19 protein-coding genes are annotated in these 18,465 nt (G+C 65.8%); 11 read left to right on the top strand and 8 right to left on the bottom strand.

Translation table 11 applies throughout. The annotated features are described in order from the left end of the window. The first annotated feature begins 44 nt into the window (after positions 1-44). From JWM94_RS01135 to JWM94_RS01115, 5 genes are all read left to right on the top strand, one after another. The gene (locus JWM94_RS01135; protein ID WP_299420052.1) at positions 45-542 is read left to right on the top strand and encodes a MaoC family dehydratase; all 498 of its coding nucleotides are present in this window, start codon (positions 45-47) and stop codon (positions 540-542) included. A gap of 111 nt (positions 543-653) precedes the next feature. Then, positions 654-1,832: an acetyl-CoA C-acyltransferase gene (locus JWM94_RS01130; RefSeq protein WP_299420048.1), complete on the top strand. Its 1,179-nt coding sequence runs from the start codon at positions 654-656 to the stop codon at positions 1,830-1,832. 3 nt (positions 1,833-1,835) lie between these two features. Then, on the top strand, positions 1,836-2,420 hold the full coding sequence (locus tag JWM94_RS01125; protein WP_299420044.1) for a DUF805 domain-containing protein: 585 nt from the start codon (positions 1,836-1,838) through the stop codon (positions 2,418-2,420). Between the two features lie 42 nt (positions 2,421-2,462). Then, a complete protein-coding gene (locus tag JWM94_RS01120; RefSeq protein ID WP_299420040.1) occupies positions 2,463-2,939 on the top strand; it encodes a pyridoxamine 5'-phosphate oxidase family protein in 477 nt (158 codons plus the stop codon). A 43-nt stretch (positions 2,940-2,982) separates the two neighbouring features. Next, complete coding sequence (locus JWM94_RS01115; protein WP_299420036.1) at positions 2,983-3,480, top strand: hypothetical protein; 498 nt, start codon at positions 2,983-2,985, stop codon at positions 3,478-3,480. Between the two features lie 10 nt (positions 3,481-3,490). Here JWM94_RS01115 and JWM94_RS01110 read toward each other — a convergent pair whose 3' ends face one another. Continuing rightward, complete coding sequence (locus tag JWM94_RS01110) at positions 3,491-4,708, bottom strand: polyhydroxyalkanoate depolymerase (RefSeq protein ID WP_299420033.1); 1,218 nt, start codon at positions 4,706-4,708, stop codon at positions 3,491-3,493. Positions 4,709-4,832: 124 nt separating this feature from the next. Here JWM94_RS01110 and JWM94_RS01105 point away from each other — a divergent pair, with 124 nt between their 5' ends. Then, positions 4,833-6,599, top strand: coding sequence for an ABC transporter transmembrane domain-containing protein (locus tag JWM94_RS01105; protein ID WP_299420030.1), 1,767 nt, complete (start codon positions 4,833-4,835; stop codon positions 6,597-6,599). A 13-nt stretch (positions 6,600-6,612) separates the two neighbouring features. Then, positions 6,613-7,773, top strand: coding sequence for a saccharopine dehydrogenase NADP-binding domain-containing protein (locus JWM94_RS01100; RefSeq protein ID WP_299420026.1), 1,161 nt, complete (start codon positions 6,613-6,615; stop codon positions 7,771-7,773). Here the strand turns inward: JWM94_RS01100 and JWM94_RS01095 are convergent. Genes JWM94_RS01095 through JWM94_RS01085 form a run of 3 tightly spaced genes read right to left on the bottom strand, consistent with a single transcriptional unit; the run spans position 7,770 to position 10,656 of the window. Next, positions 7,770-8,114 (bottom strand): hypothetical protein, encoded by a 345-nt coding sequence (locus JWM94_RS01095; RefSeq protein ID WP_299420023.1) that lies wholly within the window; start codon positions 8,112-8,114, stop codon positions 7,770-7,772. The genes JWM94_RS01100 and JWM94_RS01095 overlap by 4 nt on opposite strands. Then, a complete protein-coding gene (locus JWM94_RS01090; protein WP_299420020.1) occupies positions 8,114-8,425 on the bottom strand; it encodes a hypothetical protein in 312 nt (103 codons plus the stop codon). Before JWM94_RS01090 ends, JWM94_RS01095 begins: the two co-directional genes overlap by 1 nt. An 11-nt stretch (positions 8,426-8,436) precedes the next feature. After that, on the bottom strand, positions 8,437-10,656 hold the full coding sequence (locus JWM94_RS01085) for a ribonuclease R family protein (protein ID WP_299420017.1): 2,220 nt from the start codon (positions 10,654-10,656) through the stop codon (positions 8,437-8,439). 134 nt (positions 10,657-10,790) lie between these two features. Between JWM94_RS01085 and glpD the strand changes: the two genes are divergently transcribed. The 3 genes from glpD to JWM94_RS01070 all read left to right on the top strand — a co-directional run bounded on the left by glpD (position 10,791) and on the right by JWM94_RS01070 (position 13,941). After that, entirely contained in the window at positions 10,791-12,263 is a 1,473-nt protein-coding gene (gene glpD / locus JWM94_RS01080; RefSeq protein ID WP_299420013.1) for a glycerol-3-phosphate dehydrogenase, read from the top strand. A 364-nt stretch (positions 12,264-12,627) separates the two neighbouring features. Continuing rightward, positions 12,628-13,551 (top strand): rhodanese-related sulfurtransferase, encoded by a 924-nt coding sequence (locus JWM94_RS01075; protein WP_299420010.1) that lies wholly within the window; start codon positions 12,628-12,630, stop codon positions 13,549-13,551. A 57-nt stretch (positions 13,552-13,608) separates the two neighbouring features. Then, positions 13,609-13,941: a PilZ domain-containing protein gene (locus tag JWM94_RS01070; protein WP_299420006.1), complete on the top strand. Its 333-nt coding sequence runs from the start codon at positions 13,609-13,611 to the stop codon at positions 13,939-13,941. Between the two features lie 2 nt (positions 13,942-13,943). On the opposite strand, the gene JWM94_RS01065 is transcribed toward JWM94_RS01070, so the two are convergent. From JWM94_RS01065 to JWM94_RS01055, 3 genes are all read right to left on the bottom strand, one after another. Continuing rightward, positions 13,944-14,852, bottom strand: coding sequence for a PHB depolymerase family esterase (locus JWM94_RS01065; RefSeq protein WP_299420003.1), 909 nt, complete (start codon positions 14,850-14,852; stop codon positions 13,944-13,946). A gap of 64 nt (positions 14,853-14,916) precedes the next feature. Beyond that, positions 14,917-15,348 (bottom strand): hotdog fold thioesterase, encoded by a 432-nt coding sequence (locus tag JWM94_RS01060; RefSeq protein WP_299420000.1) that lies wholly within the window; start codon positions 15,346-15,348, stop codon positions 14,917-14,919. After that, positions 15,348-16,883: an aminoacyl--tRNA ligase-related protein gene (locus JWM94_RS01055; RefSeq protein WP_299419998.1), complete on the bottom strand. Its 1,536-nt coding sequence runs from the start codon at positions 16,881-16,883 to the stop codon at positions 15,348-15,350. The genes JWM94_RS01060 and JWM94_RS01055 overlap by 1 nt, the downstream gene beginning before the upstream one ends. Positions 16,884-16,984: 101 nt before the next feature. On the opposite strand from JWM94_RS01055, the gene JWM94_RS01050 reads away from it, so the two are divergent. Then, the gene (locus JWM94_RS01050) at positions 16,985-17,923 is read left to right on the top strand and encodes a DMT family transporter (RefSeq protein WP_299419994.1); all 939 of its coding nucleotides are present in this window, start codon (positions 16,985-16,987) and stop codon (positions 17,921-17,923) included. On the opposite strand, the gene JWM94_RS01045 is transcribed toward JWM94_RS01050, so the two are convergent. After that, on the bottom strand, positions 17,920-18,444 hold the full coding sequence (locus JWM94_RS01045; RefSeq protein WP_299419990.1) for a CcdC protein domain-containing protein: 525 nt from the start codon (positions 18,442-18,444) through the stop codon (positions 17,920-17,922). The genes JWM94_RS01050 and JWM94_RS01045 overlap by 4 nt on opposite strands. Positions 18,445-18,465 lie beyond the last annotated feature (21 nt).

Raw genomic sequence — 18,465 nt, 5'->3', positions numbered from 1 at the left:
GCTTGCGGGATCGCCGCGCTCGCGCATATGGGGTTCGACGCGCTATGCGCAAAAATGTCCGAGAGGGGAATGCCGTGGCCACCACGACCGACACCGTCACCATCCAGGATCTGGCCACGCAGATCGGGCGCGAGAGCGTGTCCGATTGGGTCGAGGTCAGCCAGGACATGATCAACAAGTTCGCCGACGCGACGGGTGATCATCAGTTCATTCACGTGAACCCCGAAATGGCCAAGATAACCCCGTTCGGCGGGACCATCGCGCACGGTTTCCTAACGCTGTCGCTGATGCCGTTGCTGGCGTCCAAGGCTGACCAGCCGCGGATCGAGGGCGTAAAAATGGGGGTCAATTACGGCGGCAACAAAGTCCGCTTCCTGACCCCGGTACCATCGGGCAGCAAGGTGCGCGGCCGCTTCAAGCTGATGGAGCTGATCGAAAAGCGCCCCGGCCAGTGGCAGCAGACCAACGAGTTCACCGTCGAGATCGAGGGCAAGGACAAGCCCGCCCTGATCGCCGAATGGATCAGCCAGATTTTCGTTTGACGTAATGCGTCGCCCCGGCGGAGGCCGGGGCCGCCGGGTTGCCCTAGCAACGCCGGCAGCGCACCCTAACTCAGCGGTCCCGGCCTCCGCCGGGACGACGAAAGGATTGAAATGCGCTCCGCCGTCATCGTCTCCACCGCACGTACCCCGATCGGCCGCGCGTATCGCGGCGGGTTCAACAACACGCCGTCGCCGACGCTCGCCAGCCACTCGATCAAGGCCGCGGTCGAGCGCGCCGGGATCGACCCGGCCGAAGTGCAGGACGTCGTGTTCGGCTCCGCGCTTCAGCAGGGCGTGCAGGCGGGCAACATCGCGCGCACCTCGCTGCTCCGTGCCGGCCTCCCAGTCTCGGTCGCGGGCCAGTCGATCGATCGCCAATGCGCGTCGGGCCTGATGGCGATCGCCACCGCGGCCAAGCAGATCATCGTCGACAACATGGACGTGACGGTCGGCGGCGGGGTCGAATCGATCTCCATGGTGCAGACCCCGCAGATGCGCGTCGGCCGCGACGACGAGCTGCTGGCGATGCACAAGGACGTCTACATGCCGATGCTGCAGACCGCCGAGGTCGTGGCCAAGCGCTACAATATCAGCCGCGAGGTGTGCGACGATTACGCGCTCCAGTCGCAGCAGCGCACCGCCGCGGCGCAGCAAGCGGGCTATTTCGACGCCGAGATCGTGCCGGTCAAAGCGACGATGGCGATGACCAACAAGGAAACCAAGGAAGTCACGCACCACGAGGTGACGATCAGCAAGGACGAGGGCAATCGCCCCGAAACCTCGATCGAGGGTCTGCGCGGGCTGCAGCCGGTGCTCGGCCCCGATTTCACCGTGACCGCGGGCAACGCGTCGCAGCTGTCGGACGGATCGTCGGCGAGTGTGCTGATGGAGGAATCGCTCGCCGCGAAGCGCGGGTTGACCCCGCTCGGCCGCTATGTAGGCATGGCGGTCGCGGGCACCGAGCCCGACGAGATGGGTATCGGTCCGGTCTTCGCGATCCCCAAATTGCTTGAGCGCAACGGGCTGACGATGAACGACATCGGGCTATGGGAGCTCAACGAAGCCTTCGCGGTGCAGGTGCTCTACTGCCGCGACAAGCTGGGCATTCCCGACGAGCTGCTCAACGTCAACGGCGGGTCGATCTCGATCGGCCACCCCTACGGCATGACCGGCGCGCGCTGTACGGGACACGCGCTGATCGAGGGCAAGCGCCGCGGCGCGAAGTACGTCGTCGTGACAATGTGCGTCGGCGGCGGCCAGGGCGCGGCGGGGCTGTTCGAGGTTCTCTGACGCTTGACGGCGGAGGGCGCGGCACGCACCCTCCGCTCCATGCGCAGCGACTATGGTCCAAACAAGGTGTCGCTACGGCTGGCGTTCCGGCCGTTCGTCGATATGTTCCAGTTTCGCGGGCGCTCGACGCGGACCGAAGTCCTGTCGTTCTGGCTGCTCGGCCTCCTGTCGAGCCTGATTTATTTCCTTTACAGCTACCCCCCATCTGCATTTGAGCGCGTGATCGAGAGCATCTGGTTTGTTCTCTGGAACTGGCCGTGGATTCCGTTGCTGGTCCGCCGCTTACATGATCAGAGCAGGAGTGGTCGATGGGCGGCTTTGCCGCTGATCGCCGTTACGCTGTTCGCGCTGAACTGGTGGTTTGCTCCGGCGGGCAACGACCTCGACATGAACTTAGCTCCGGGGCCGATTAATCTGCATCGAACGATCGGCTGGAGTCCGTTGACGATCACCTCGAGCATTGTCTTCGTTGCGATAATAATCGCCAATTTTGCGTTTTATTTGCTGCCCGGCACTGGCGGAGCAAATCGCTTCGGCCCTGATCCCCGCCTCGATGCCCAACCCGCGTTGGCGCTGGCGGAAACCTAAACCGCCGCGGGCGTTGTCTCCTCGTATCTGAGGAGAAACCACATGGCTGACCAACAGGAAATCAAGCAGCATTTCTGGAAGAAGCTCGCTGCCAGCCCGTTCGTAATGATCGGGCTCGACGATGGCGGGCATAGCGAGCCACTGACCGCGCAGCTCGACGAGGATCAGGTCGACACCTTGTTCTTCTTCATCGGCAAGGACAATCGCCTCGCCGCCGGCGAAGCCGCGATGGTGCAGTTCGTGTCCAAGGGGCACGATTTCTTCGCGTGCCTGGCCGGCACGGCGCGGGTCGACAACGATTTCGCGATGATCGACAAGCTCTGGAACAAGCAAGTCGAGGCATGGTTTCCGGGCGGCAAGGACGACCCCAACCTCGCGCTGCTGCGCTTCGACATATCGGATGCCGAATTCTGGGAAACCGACATGTCGCTGTCGGGCAAGGTCAAGATGCTGTTCGGCGCCAAGATCGACGCGGGCGAAGAAGGCAGTCACGCGAAGGTAAGCACCACGGCCGCCTGATATAGACTTTGCCTAAGTCGTCGGATCGCGGCATTTTGCGACAATGCCTGACTTCACTCGACTAGTGGCATTCGCGACCGCCGGTGCCGCCCTGACATTCTCGGGTACCGCGCTGGCTTGTTCGATACTGCCGCCGCCAGCACAGACGCAGAGCGAATCGGGCATTGCCTATGCGGCGAGGATCAAAGCGTTCAACGATGCTTCGATGTCGTCATGGGAAGCTTCCCAATGGGATAGCGCAACGACGGTAGTTCTTGCCAAAGTTGTCCGCCTCCAACCCTTTTGGGCACGATGGACGGACGTGCGCACTTATGCAGTCGCACTTACGTCCAACTTACTGAAAGGCCAGAAGCCGCAGAGGGCGCTTCGTGTTTATCCGGGCGATTCGGGCATGTGCGAGGGTTCGACCGATGCAGTTGCGACATCGGCGTCGGGCGGGATATTCGTGCTGTTCGTAACAAACGGCAAAGTTACTGCCGCTGCTAACCCTGCGACAATCCGCGAGCCAAGGATCAGGGAAGCGCTCGATAAGCTGCGTTAGCTGCACGGGATCAAGCGTCGTGCGCGGCGATCCACTGTTCGACGACCGGCGCGATTTGCGTGCGCCACTTGCTGCCGTTGAAGATGCCGTAATGCCCGGCGTCGGCGACGAGATACTTCTTCTCGGCTTCCGGCAAATTGGTCGCGATGGTCAGCGCCGCCTTGGTCTGGCCGAGCCCCGAAATATCGTCGCGCTCGCCTTCGATCGCCAGCAGCGCGATGTCGGTGATCGCGCCGGGATCGACCCGCCGCCCGCGGTGCATCATCTCGCCTTTGGGCAATTTGTGGTGCTGGAACACCACATCGATCGTCTGGAGGTAGAATTCGGCGGTCATGTCGCAGACCGAGCGATACTCCCCGTAGAAATCCTTGGTCGCATCGGCCTCGACATCCTCGCCCTGGACGAGGTGTTTGAACATCTCCCAATGCGAGGTCATGTGGTTGCCGAGATTCATTGTCATGAACCCGGCGAGTTGCAGGAAACCCGGATAGACGCGGCGACCGGCACCCGGATAGTTGATCGGCACGGTCGCGATGACATTCTGTTCGAACCAGGAGAACGGGCGCTCGGTCGCCAGCGTGTTGACCGCGGTCGGCGCTTCGCGTGTGTCGATCGGGCCACCCATCAAGGTCAGCGTCCTGGGCCGGCACGGATTCTTGTCCGCGCTCATCAGGCAAGCGGCGGCGTAGCACGGCACCGACGGCTGGCAGACCGCGAGCATGTGCGCGCCCGGCCCGACCTTCTCCATGAACTCGATCAGATAATCGACGTAATCGTCGAGGTCGAACGTCCCGTCGCTCAACGGCACCGACCGCGCGTCGCGCCAGTCGGTGATGTAGACGTCGGCGAACGGCAGCATCCGCTCGACCGTCCCGCGCAGCAGCGTCGCATAATGGCCCGACATCGGCGCCACGATCAGCAGCCGCGGGCCGCCCTCGACGCCCTTGCGCGCAAAATGCTTGAGCTGGCCGAACGGCTTGCGCAGAACGATCTGCTCGTCGACCTCGATTTCCTTGCCGTCGATCACGGTGCGGTCGAGCCCGAAATCGGGTTTGCCGCGAGGCGCGGAGGCATGCGCAAAAACCTCCAACGCCGATGCCAGCACCGGCCCGCCACCAAAATAGGAGAACGGATAGGACGGATTGTTCAGCAGTTCGGCGCTGAAATTGGCCCAGGCGCTGGCCCCTGCCAGCATCGACCGCTGCATTTCATATGCGTTGTAAAGCATTGGCCCCCGATACATCGTAACCGTTTACTTGGGGTCAAGCCCTAGGCCGATGTTGCAGCGCACACAACGGCCTTAACGATGCGCCGTTGCAGCATCCTCTATGCGGCTCTACGGCGTAACGATCATGGCCGATCCCCTTACCGACGCACCGAAACCGGGCCGCAAGCTCGGTAGCCTGATGATGGTCTGGCGCGCAGTCAGTCGCTATCCCGGCCATCTGGCGATCGCGTTGGCCGCGTTGCTCACCACCACGGGGGCGACGCTGAGCCTCACCTGGATTCTGAAAATGGTGGTCGATGGCCGGTCCGGGCTGGGTGAAAACCGCGCCTTCACCGCGCTATTCGCGCTGGTCGGCGTGCTGGCGATCGCAACCGCTATCCGGTTCTACTTCGTTTCGTGGCTGGGCGAGCGAACGGTCGCCGATGTACGGGTCGCGGTGCAATCCAATTTGTTGCGGCTGGAACCCGGCTGGTTCGAGGAAAACCGCCCGTCGGAAATCGCGTCGCGGCTGACCGCCGATACCGCACAGATCGAAATGGCGGTCGGCACCACCGTCTCGGTCGCGCTACGCAATCTGCTCACCGGCGTCGGCGGCGTGGCGCTGTTGTTCTATTACGACCCAGGCTTGGCCGGCATGCTGATGATCGGCATTCCGGTCCTCGTTCTGCCGCTCGTGCTCCTCGGCCGCCGCGTCCGCGGTCACTCGCGGTCGAGCCAGGACCGCATCGCCGATATCGGCGCAATGGCGGTCGAGACCCTGTCGGCGATGAAGGTGGTTCAGGCGTTCTCGCAAGAGCGGCGCGAGGCCGAGCGATTCGCCGGCGCGGTCGACCGCGGGTTCGTCGCGGCCAAGCGCCGGATCCTGATCCGCGCGCTGATGACGTCGATGGTGATCGGGCTGCTGTTTGGCGGGCTCTCCCTGCTTCTCCGCACGACACTGGGCGCGGTGTCGGCGGGGGTCATTTCGCCGGGCACGCTGCTGGCGTTCGTGACGACCAGCGTGCTCGTCGCCGGCGCATTCGGCGCGCTGAGCGAAGTCTATGGCGATTTGCTGCGTGCCGCCGGCGCCGCCGAGCGGCTTGGCGAGTTGCTCGTGATGCAGCCGGGGATCGCGGCGCCCGCCAGCCCCGTCGCGCTGCCCGAACCGGCGCGCGGTGCGATCCGTTTCAACCATGTCGCGTTTCGCTATCCGACACGGCGCGACGTGTCGGCACTGGTGGATTTTTCGCTCGACGTTGCGCCGGGGGAGACCGTTGCGGTGGTCGGACCATCAGGCGCGGGCAAGTCCACCTTGTTCCAGCTTCTCCAACGCTTTTACGACCCGGATAGCGGCGAGATCGCGATCGACGGCGTACCGTTGCCCGCCGCCGATCCCGCCGCGATCCGCCGCCGCATCGCGATGGTGCCGCAGGAAACGGTGATCTTCGGCGCCTCGGCGCGCGATAATATCCGCTACGGCGACTGGGACGCGAGCGACGACGCGATCTGGGCCGCCGCCGAGGCGGCCAATGCCGCCGAATTCCTGCGCAAACTGCCCGACGGGCTCGACACGTTCATGGGCGAAGGCGGCGCGCGGCTGTCGGGCGGGCAACGCCAGCGGCTCGCGATCGCCCGCGCATTGCTGCGCGACGCGCCGATCCTGCTGCTCGACGAAGCGACCAGCGCGCTCGACGCGGGAAGCGAGCAATTGGTCCAGCAAGCGCTCGAACGGCTGATGGACGGGCGCACGACCCTGGTCATCGCGCACCGCCTCGCGACGGTGCGCGCGGCGGGGCGGATCATCGTGATGGACGACGGCCGCATCGTCGAGGAAGGCACGCACGCGACGCTCAATGCGCGTGGCGGGTTATATGCTAGGCTGGCGGCATTGCAGTTCAGCGAGGCTGCCTGACGGGGAGAGACCAATGGCGCGCGAATTCGATGTCATCGTCTATGGCGCGACCGGGTTCACCGGGCGGCTGGTCGCCGAATATCTGGTCGAGAATTATCCGAGCGGCGTCTCATGGGCGATGGCCGGGCGGTCGCTGTCGAAGCTGGAGGAAGTGCGCGACCTGATCGGTGCGGCCAAAGACACCGTGCTAATTACCGCCAATTCGGACGACCCGGCGAGCCTTGCGGCGATGTGCAAGCGCGGGACGGTCATCATCTCGACCGTCGGGCCGTATCAGCTCTACGGCAGCGACCTGGTCGCCGCGTGTGCCGCGACGGGCACCGCCTATGTCGACCTTTGCGGCGAGCCGGCGTGGATGCGGCACATGATCGACGCGCATCACGATGCTGCCAGGGCGAGCGGCGCGCGGATCGTGTTTTCATGCGGGTTCGATTCGATCCCGTTCGATTTGGGCGTCCTCGCGCTCCAACAATGCGCGATCACCAAGCACGGTACGCCCGCGCCGCGCGTCAAAGGCCGCGTCCGGGTGATGAAGGGCGGCTTTTCGGGCGGCACCGCGGCTAGCCTGAAGGCGACGCTCGCCGCTGCCGCGCGCGACCCCGGGATCCTGAAGCTGCTGACCAGTCCTTTCGCGCTGACCCCGGGGTTCAAGGGACCGCACCAGCCGACCGGGCTGATCCCCGAATACGATTCTTCGGTGGGCGCGTGGGTCGCGCCATTCATCATGGCGCCGATCAACACCAAGAACGTCCACCGCACCAACTTCCTGCTCGGCGAGAAATACGGCGCCGACTTCGTCTATGACGAGATGATGGTCGCGGGGCTTGGCGATCTCGGCAAGGCGGCGGCCGAGGCGATCGCCAAGATCAATCCATTGGCGAGCGACAAGGGGCCCAAGCCCGGCGAAGGCCCGTCGAAGGAAGAGCGCGACGCCGGGCATTACGACATATTGTTCATCGGCGAATATCCCGATGGCGCGCGGATCGATTGCGTCGTCACCGGCGACCGCGATCCCGGTTACGGTTCGACCAGCAAGATGATCGCCGAGAGTGCGCTCTGTCTGGTGCGGGATGTAAAGGGCGACGGCGGGATCTGGACCCCCGGCGCGCTGATGGGCGATGCGTTGCGCGAGCGGCTGGTGGCGAAGGCGGGACTGACCTTCCGCGCGGGCTAGCCGCGATAGAACATCACCGCGATCACCGCGACGACCAGCGCGAGGCCGAACCCCCACATCGCCCGCACGCGCCCGCGCGCCTGTTCGCGCAAGTGATAGGCGACGAGGTCGAACCAGAAACGCTCGCCGGGCAGTTCGCGGACGATCCCGTCGGCGCGCAACGCCGCAAACGCCGCCGTGTCGCGCGGATCGGGCGCGAACTCGATCGCATCCTCGGGCGCCAGCGCATGTGCCGCGAGCATCGCCTCGGCGATCCGCCCGCGCACGCGCAACGCGCCCGGCGGCAAAGGCGGCGGCGTGGGCCGCGCGGTCACGCCGGTCAGTTGCAGCCGGTTGGGCATCAGCCCGCGAAGAAACTCAGCGCCGCGCCGATCGCGACCGCCGTGCCGACCATGATACCCGCGCGCCGTCGCCGCTTGCGCGTCCACGCATCATAGGCCGGGATGTCGAGCCAATAGGTGCCCGCCTTGCCGACATGGAGCACGCCTTGGTCGATCAGCCGTTCGAGCAGCCGCCGCTCCATCCCGCGGTCGGGCGCGTAGTTGATCGCCTTGTCGGCGGAGACCGCGTCGTTCGACATGAAATGCGACACCAGTCGTCGCCGCGCCCGCGCCATCGCGCCCGCCGCCGCCCCTGCCGCTGCTCCACCCATCGAATCGCCCCCTATTTCCGCCGCTTGCCTTGGTGACGGATGTTGGACGGACGGCCACGCCGGTGCAAGACGCGCGGTGGGCGCGATCCGGGCGCGGCATGCTTCCCCTCGGGCATTTCGAATCGAAGCGCGCCAGAGACGGGATTGGATTCGGCGAGCCGCAGCGTCAGCCGCCGGCCGATGCTATATTCGTCGCCCGATTGTTCGCCGACCAGTTTCTTGGCGGTTTCGTCGTAGCGAAAATATTCGCTGCCCAGGTCGCGCACCGGCATCAGCCCGTCGCCGCCGATCCCGTCGACCGTCGCGAAGAACCCGAAATTGGTGACCCCGGTGATCCGCACCTCGCACAATTCGCCAACGCGCTCGGCGAGATACGCGGCGACATAGCGGTCGATCGTGTCGCGCTCGGCCTCCATCGCGCGGCGCTCAAGCCGGCTGATCGCCTCGCCAATGCGTTCCATCCCGGCCGCCTCGTCTTGGGTCAGACCGCCGGGGCCAAGATTATAGGCCGTCACCAGCGAGCGGTGCACGAGCAGATCGGCGTAGCGCCGGATCGGCGAGGTGAAATGCGCATAGCTGCCCAGTGCAAGCCCGAAATGGCCGTGATTTGCGGGGGCGTAATAGGCTTGCGTTTGCGAGCGCAGCACTTGCTCCATCACTTGCGGGCGGAAATCCACCTCGCCGATCCTGTCGAGGATGTGGTTGAACGTCGCGGAACGGATCACTTGCCCCAGCGCGAGCTTGACGCCGTAGGTCTCGAGATAATCCTTCAGCCCCATCAGCTTTTCGCGGCTCGGCGGCTCGTGGACGCGGTACATCACCGGCGCCTTCTTCGCCTCCAGTGCCTTCGCCGCCGCGACGTTGGCGGCGATCATGTAATCCTCGATCACCCGGTGCGCGTCGAGCCGCTCGCGCGGCGCGACCGACATGATCCGCCCCTTCTCGTCGAGCACCACGCGGCGTTCGGGCAGGTCGAGGTCGAGCGGTTCACGCGCATCGCGCGCCTTGGCGAGCGCGTGCCAGCAGGCCCAGAGTGGCTTCAACGCGGTCTCGGTCAGCGGATGGTCGAGCGTGCCGTCGATCGCGGCTTGCGCGTCCTCGTATGCGATATTGGCGGCGATCCGCACCACCGCACGGGTGAAGCGCCAGTTCTTGAGCTGCCCGTCCTTCCCGACCTGCAAATGACACGCCAGCGCCGCGCGATCCTCACCGGTCTTAAGGCTGCACACTTCCGCCGACAGGATCTCCGGCAGCATCGGCACGACTCGGTCGGGGAAATAGACCGAATTGCCCCGCCGCCGCGCCTCGCGGTCGATCGCCGATCCGGGACGGACGTAAAACGACACGTCGGCGATCGCGACGACCGCCTTCCAGCCGCCGGGATTGCCCGGATCGTCGTCGGGCGCAGCCCATACCGCGTCGTCGTGATCGCGCGCGTCGGCCGGGTCGATCGCGACGATGGGGAGGTGCGTCAGGTCTTCGCGTCCCTCGCCGAGCGGCTGCTTCGCCACCCGCTCCGCTTCGTCGAGCGCCTCGTCGACGAACGCATCCGGAATCCCGTGCTCATGGATGGCGATCAGCGAGAAGCTGCGCGGCGCGAACGGATCGCCCAGCCGCTCGGTTACGCGCACGGTGATCCGCGGCGGACGCCCGGCCTTTTCCGCCAGCACCAGGTCGCCGGGTTCGGCATCGCCCGCATCGGACACCGGATATTGCCGCCGTTCGCGCTTCTCGACGCCTTCGAGCCACAGGCCGTTGCCTTCCTTGCGCAGCACGCCGAGCATCAGCTCGTCGCCCTTGGCGAGCTGCTTCATCGGGTGCGCTATCCAGCCGTTCCCGGCCTCCTCGGTCCGCGCGAGAATGCGGTCGCCGATTCCCAGCGCCGATCTTTTGCTCCGCTCGCGTACGCGCAGCCGCGGCATCGGCGCGGCGTCGGCGTCCCAGCGCTCGGGCACCGCCCAGACGTTGCCGCCGTCATCGACGTCCGACACGCGCAGCACCGTCACCTTGGGCAATCCGCCCATCTTGTGGAACGCGCGGCCGGGGGCGCTGTCGATCAGCCCCTCATCGGCCATGTCCTTGAGCAGCGCCTTGAGCGCGATCTTTTCCTGCGCGGTCAGCCCGAACGCCTTGGCGATCTCGCGCTTGCCAGCGGGGGTGTCCGACGCGGTGATGAAATCGATGATCTGCTGACGGGTCGGGAGGCCGGGCTGTCGTTTTGGTTTGGGCATGTTGCTCAACCCTAGGCGACCAGCACCAATTCGTCACCCCGGCCTTGTGCCGGGGTCCACCGTGCCGCACATCCCAACCAATGGTGCTTGCGGCACGGTGGATGCCGGGACGAGCCCGGCATGACGGAGTTGATGTGGCCGACCCTTACGACCTCCTGATCATCGGCGGCGGTATCAACGGCTGCGCGATCGCGCGTGAGGCGTCGTTGCTCGGGCAAAAGGTGCTGCTGGTCGAGCGCGACGACCTCGCCAGCCATACCTCATCCGCCTCGACCAAGCTGATCCACGGCGGGTTGCGCTACCTCGAATATTACGACTTCCGGCTGGTCGCCGAGGCGCTGCGCGAGCGCGAGCGATTGGTCCAGGCCGCCCCGCACATCATCCGCCCGCTGCGCTTCGTCCTGCCGCAGGAAAATGCGGTGCGGCCGTGGTGGATGGTGCGGATCGGGCTGTACCTCTACGATTTCCTCGGCGGCAAGATGTCGCTCCCACGCTCGCGCGGCCTGCGCAAATCGGACCGCGACTATACCGATCCGCTCAAGGGCGGCGACAGCGGGTTCGTTTATTCGGATGCGCAGGTCGACGATTCGCGGCTGACCCTGCTCAACGCGGTCGATGCAGCGGCAAACGGCGCTGAGATTTGCGCCGGCGTGGCGCTGGAAAACGCACGACGCGAGGACGGATTATGGCGCGCGACCTTGTCCGACGGGCGCATGGTCGAGGCGCGCGGTCTGGTCAACGCGGCGGGTCCGTGGGTGCATTTGCTGCTCGAAAAGCTCGGCATCGGCGGCAAAGCCGGGGTGCGGCTGGTCAAGGGCAGCCATATCGTCGTGCCAAAATTGTACGAGGGCGACCACGCCTACATCCTCCAGCTCCCCGACCGCCGCATCATCTTCGCGATCCCGTGGCAGGGCGGGACCGAGATCGGCACCACCGACATCCCGGTCGATCGGCCCGAGGACGCGGTCATCTCCCAGAAAGAGATCGCGTACCTGTGCGAGGGCGCGAACCACCATTTCGTCAGGCAGATCAGCCCCGCCGACGTCACCCACAGTTGGTCGGGTGTGCGCCCGCTCTACGACGACGGCGCGAGCGAGGCGAAGGCGGTGACGCGCGATTACGTGCTCGAACTGGACACCAGCGGCCCGCCGCTGCTCAGCGTGTTTGGCGGCAAGATCACCACCGGGCGGCACCTGGCCGAGGAAGCGCTCGGCAAGCTCGCCCGCGCGCTCGGGATCGCTGCTCACCCGGTGACGCGGGCGCGCGTCTTCCCCGGCGGCGCGATCGACGATTTCGATGCGTATCTTGCACGGGTGCGGGCGAGCTTGCCGTTCCTCGGCGACGAGCGTTCGGCGCGGATGACTCACGCTTACGGGACAATGCTCGGCGAGATGCTGGAAAGCGTCTCCGACGAAGCGGCGATGGGCAAGGATCTGGGCGGCGGGCTGACCGAAATCGAAGCGCGCTGGATGCGCGACCACGAATGGGCGAAAACCGCCGCCGACGCGCTCGAGCGGCGCAGCAAGGTAGGGCTGCACCTGACCGCCGATCAGCGTGCGGCGTTTGAAAAGGCGTGGGACGCGTTGACGGAAAAGGAAGGCCGATGATCGCCGCAATATTCCCGTTGATGTCGGCGTGGTCCGGGCCGACCCGGGATACCCGCCCGCCACCGCGTCTTTGCCGAACAGTACATGGCCGATTGATGTACACCAACGGCACACCAGACATGCGCATCTGGGTTGTTGGGACGAGACGAATTTTGGGCGTTGAAGGACTGGACGATACGTTTGATCGGTACCGCCATTTGCCGCGCAACGTTCGAACAAAATGGGATTCTAAACCGGCCGAATCATCCTACTACGATTATTGGGTCTACGGCGATTTCCGAGTGTGCGCATGGAAACCACAGCGACCCGAAGAAATGCAGATGGTTCGCGTCACTAGCGGACGGAACTTGGTGTTAAGCAACAAATGATCCGCATCGCCGCGCTCTACCGCTTCGCCCGATTCCCCGATCCGCCCGCGTTGCGCGGGCCGCTGCTCGATCTGTGCGCGGCGGAGGGCGTCAGGGGCACGCTGCTTCTCGCGACCGAGGGGATCAACGGCACGATCGCGGGACCGCCCGACGGCATCGACCGCGTCCTCGCGCATATCCGTACGCTCCCCGATTGCGCCGATCTGGAGGTCAAATTCTCGATCGCCGAGACGATGCCGTTCCACCGCCTCAAGGTCCGGCTGAAGCGCGAGATCGTGACGATGGGGGAGCCCGTCGATCCGCTCGGCGGCGTCGGCAGCTATGTCGCGCCCGCCGACTGGAACGCGCTCATCGACCAGCCCGGCACGCTCGTCATCGACTCGCGCAACGATTACGAAGTGCGCGTCGGCAGCTTCGCCGGCGCGGTCGATCCGCACACCGAGAGCTTCAGCGACTTCCCCGCCTGGTTTCGCGACCACCGCGACCAAATCGCCGCCGCGCCGCGCGTCGCGATGTTCTGCACCGGCGGCATCCGTTGCGAGAAGGCGACCGCGCTGCTCAAAGCCGAAGGCATCGAGCAGGTGCATCACTTGCAGGGCGGCATCCTCAAATATCTTGAGGAAGTCCCTGCCACCGACAGCCGCTGGCACGGCGAATGCTTCGTGTTCGACGAGCGCGTCGCGGTCGGGCACGGTCTCGCGCCCGGGACGCACGAGCTATGCCGCGGCTGCCGCATGCCAGTCAGCCCCGCCGACCGCGCGTCGCCGCTCTACGAGGAGGGCGTAAGCTGCCCCGCCTGTCACGGCACGCGCGACGACGCGGCGCGCGCCGGCTATGCCGAGCGCCACCGCCAGGCGAAGCTCGCCGAGGAGCGCGGAGAAGCGCATGTCGGCGCAACCTACCGGAAAAACACGCTTTAGCGTCTCCTTAACCCCGGCACTGCATCACTGCCGGCTGGGGCACACCGGGGGCCGCACGTGGCAACAAGGTTTTCGCAATATCGGCGGGTCGAACCCGCATCGATCGAGCAACGTGCGGAACCGCGACTCAAGCTGTCGTTTACGCGCGCCAGCGTGCGCCGACACGGCAAGACGCCGATCGAGGCGCTACTACACGATCTTTCCACCTATGGCTGCCGGATCGCGGCGGGCGTTGCGGCGAAGGAAGGTGAGCGGTTGTGGCTCCGCTTTGACGGGCGAATGCCGATCGCGGCGACGGTGGTGTGGTGCCTCGACGGGATGGTCGGGTGCCGTTTCGACACTCCGATCGAGCGCGCGGTGATGCGCGCGCTGACGTTGAGAATCGCCTGACCTTAGCGGCGGTGCGCGGCGAAGAACGCCCACATCAGATCGGTGCCGTTGACCCGCCCGGTCGACCGCGTCACGCCGGGCCGGCCGATTGTCCCGCCGGGCCAGCCATGTTCGGCATCCTTGATCACGTAGAAATCGACGTCGGCGCCGCGCGCGCAGCCGGTCCAGTGCTGGCGGATGTAATCGGCGGTCTCGCTCGTCGCGGGACTCGCGGTGCAGCGATTGGCGCTCGCCCACCAGGTCGCAGCGTATAGCGAAGGCCTGTAAGAACTCGATTGCGCGCCGCTCACCGCCTTCGGGCCGATCCCGCCCGCGACGGGCACGTTCTGGTCGTTCGCGGCGTTGACGATCAACATCGGCACTGGCGCGACGGGCGTGGGCTCATCGCCGAACAGCGCGCCGACGAACACCGTCGCCGCCGCGATGCGGTCGCCCAGCGCAATCGCGACGCGGTGCGTCATCATCCCGCCGTTCGACATGCCAACGACATAGATACGCTTGGGATCGACTCGACCGCCGCGGATTTGCTCGTCGATCAGCGCGCGGATGAAGCCGATATCGTCGATCTTCTGCCGCATCGCATAGGCACAGCAACCGCCCGCGTTCCACGTCTGCAACTTGCCGATCCGCGCGGTGCCTTCGGGCAGCGCGAGGATGAACCCCGCCGCCCGCGCTTTCTCGATCAGCGCAGCAGACCGCGTGAGTTGCGCACCGTTACCGCCGCCGCCATGCAGCGCGATGACCAGCGGCATCGACGTTCGTCCGGGCGGCACGAACAGTTTATAGTCGCGTTGCGCGCCACCAACGGTCAGCGACATGGATTGCAACGAATCGTCGCCCGCCGCCGGCGCACTGGCGGGCAGCTGCAATGCGATCCCAAGCGCCAGCATCATCAACAATAGCCACCGCATCGCATCCCTCCAGAAGCGAGACCCGGAATAATTACGCGCGGGCAACGAAAACCCTTCGCGGGAATCAGCCGCGCGCGATTACCGCCAACGTGATCCGCGACAGGCAGACCAATTTCCCCGCATCGTCGCTGATCCGGATCGTCCAGACCTGAGTCGTGCGGCCGATCGACTCCGCCGTTGCGACCGCGGTGACGTACCCGCTCATCGCCGGGCGAATATGGTTGGCGTTGATCTCCATCCCGACCGTCGCATGCGTTGCTCGATCGACCGTCATCCCGCCGCCGACCGACGCCACAGTCTCGGCCAGCGCGACCGAGGCGCCGCCATGGAGCCGCCCAAACGGCTGGTGCGTGCGGGCATCGACCGGCATCCGCGCGGCGAGCCAGTTGTCGCCCACCTCCGTGAACTCGATCCCAATATGCCCCGGCATCGACGCTGCGCCCATTTGCGTCAGCATCGCCGGGTCGGGCGCGGTTCCGCCGAACCAGATAGCCATCAATAGGCTCGCGCGATCAGCACGCGCTCGACCGCGGGATCACCGGTGAACAGGCAGGCGCCGGTCGCCGGAGCCGCGCCCTGCGGCACGTTGCGCAAGGTCAGCTTCATCGACTTGAGCGTCTCGACCACCTTGTCGAGCGCGGCACCGGTCGGCTTCGACCACCCCGCCTCGACCCAACCGGGGTTCTTGATCCCCTCGGCGAAGAACGCCTCCAGCCCCGCCATGTCGGTCACGTCGCGTGCGATGTTCGCGTCGAGCCGCGCTTTGGCATCGGCGAGCAGCCCGGCCTGGATGTCCTCCAGCGCCGCCGCCGCGCCCGCGATGAACTCGCCCTGTGCGACCACCGCGCTGTCGAGCTTGCCGTCCTCGCGGTACAGCCGGTCGCGGCGGATCACCGACACGTTGCCGCCCGCGACGTCGCGCCCGCCGACCTCGATCACGATCGGCGCGCCCTTCTTGATCCAGCCCCAGCGCTTGGTGGTCGACTTCGCCGCCTTGAGGTCGAGCAGCGCGCGCACCGGCTCACCGCACGCCGACAGCTTGGCAAGCTCGCCCTGCAACCCCTTGCAATAGTCGACGATCGCCGCGTCCTCGTCATTGTCGCGTAGCATCGGCACGATCACTACCTGCCACGGCGCGAGCCGCGGCGGCACGCGCAAGCCGTCGTCGTCGCCATGCACCATGATCAGCCCGCCGATCATCCGCGTCGACACGCCCCAGCTCGTCGTGTTGGCGAACTCCAGCTCGCCGTTCGCGTTCTGGAACTTGATGTCCTGCGCGTGCGCGAAATTGGTGCCGAGGAAATGCGAGGTGCCGGCCTGGAGCGCCTTGCCGTCCTGCATCATCGCCTCGATCGACCAGGTCTCGACCGCGCCGGGGAAGCGCTCGTTCTCGGGCTTTTCGCCCGCCACCACGGGAATCGCGACGCATTCTTCGGCGAAGCTGCGATAGACTTCGAGCATCCTGAGCGTCTCTTCGCGCGCCTCGGCTTCGGAAGCGTGCGCGGTATGCCCCTCCTGCCACAGGAATTCCGCGGTGCGCAGGAACATCCGCGTGCGCATCTCCCAGCGCACGACGTTCGCCCATTGGTTGATCAGCACGGGGAGATCGCGCCAAGACTGCACCCAGCGCGCGAACGCGGTGCCGATCACCGTCTCGCTAGTGGGACGGATGACCAGCGGCTCTTCAAGCTTGGCGGACGGATCGGGGATCAACTTACCCTTGCCGTCGGGGATCAGCCGATGGTGCGTGACGACCGCCATTTCCTTGGCGAAGCCGTCGACATGCTCGGCTTCCTTCTCGAAATTCGACAGCGGAATGAACAGCGGGAAATAGCAATTCTCGTGCCCGGTCGCCTTGATGCGATCGTCGAGCAGCCGCTGGATGCGCTCCCAGATCCCGTACCCCCACGGCCGGATCACCATGCACCCGCGCACCCCACTCTCTTCGGCCATATCGGCCTCGGCGATGACGGTCTGATACCATTGCGCAAAGTCGTCGGCGCGCGTGACGGATAGGGCGTGCTTGATCATGGGAGGCGGATAACCGCATTGAGGAAATCCGTCACCCTGAACTTGTTTCAGGGTCCATGTGCCTCCATTGGCGTCGTACGTGCGGTAGGGGGCGCGCATGGATGCTGAAACAAGTTCAGCATGATGGGCAGAAGGCGGCCGACGGTGATCGCGTCATGCTCGGCATCGCGATGCGGTTGCTCGCGGTGCTGTTGCTCGCGACTTTGTCGGCGCTGATCAAGCTGGCCGAGGCGCGCGGGGCGACGCTGGTCGAGATCATGTTCTGGCGGCAGGGTGCGGCGATTCCGGTGGTGCTCGGCTACATGGCGATCACCGACCGTAGCCTCGGCGCGATCCGGTCGAATGCGTTTCGCGGGCAAGCGATCCGCGCGACGATCGGCGTCACCGGGATGGCGTTCAACTTCGGCGCGGTGCTGCTGCTGCCGCTGGCCGAGGCGACCACGCTCGCTTTCACCGTCCCGATCTTCGCGACGATCCTGGGCGCTCTGGTGCTCAAGGAGCCGACCGGTTGGCACCGCTGGGGCGCGGTCGCCGCCGGGTTTGCCGGCGTGCTGATCGTGACGCAGCCGGGCAGCGGGCACGTCCCGTTGGCGGGCGCCGCGGTCGGACTGACGTCGTCGGTGTTCGTCGCGATCGTCGCTATCCAGCTGCGTCAGATCGGCAAGGTAGACCGGCCGGTGACGACGGTGTTCTGGTTCTCGACGCTGTCGATGATCCCGCTCGTGCTGCTCTATCCGTTCTTCGCGCTTAGCCACGACGTCGGCACCTTCGCGATCCTCGCGGCGATGGGATTGTTCGGCGGGCTGGGGCAAATCGCGTTCACCGCCGCGCTCAAGCACGCCCCGGTTTCCGCGGTGATGCCGATGGATTATTCGAGCCTGATCTGGGCGACGCTCTACGGCTACGCGCTGTTCGGCATGCTGCCGACGCCGTGGACCTGGATCGGCGCGCCGGTGATCATCGCGAGCGGGCTCTACATCGTCTGGCGCGAACGCCGCGTCGCGCGGCACCCGCAAGTCAGCGAAGCGATCGCAGACTAGGCCATCCGCCCGCCCCGCGCTTCTTCGAGCATCCGCTTCGCGCGCAGATACATCTCGACGCGCGTCATCGTGAACAGGCCCAGCCCGAACGCGAACGCCGCGTCGGTGACCAGCGCTACGTCGAAACCCAGCGCCCGCCCCTCGCCCTGCGCGATCATCTTTACCGCAATGATCGCGAGCAGGAACAGGATCGCGAGCGGCGAGCCCTTCTGATTGAGCGCGTGCGTTTCGGGATCGACATGAATCTGCATCATTCGCCCGCGCTGCCACCCGATCGCCGCGCCGACGACCAGCGCGATCGCCAAGGCAAGCCACGCGCTCGCGGTCGGAGGCGTAAAGGCGAAGGCCGGCGGTCGGAAGAATATGTTGATGACCGCGATCACGAGATAGATCGCCGGCACGATCCACAGCCGTTCGAGCTTCAATGGCCGCAGCTGCGACATCCGCCGGGCGCGCAGCCCGAAGATCACGATAAAGACAGCCGCCATGGTGGCGTACCGATAGATGTCCGCCTGACTCACGCGCCCTCCCGAAACCAATAC

The sequence above is a fragment of the Sphingomonas bacterium genome (assembly GCF_028289855.1).
GTDB lineage: Bacteria > Pseudomonadota > Alphaproteobacteria > Sphingomonadales > Sphingomonadaceae > Sphingomonas.
The sequence above is the reverse complement of the archived record's forward strand: the minus strand, read 5'-3'. Positions and strand labels throughout refer to the sequence as shown.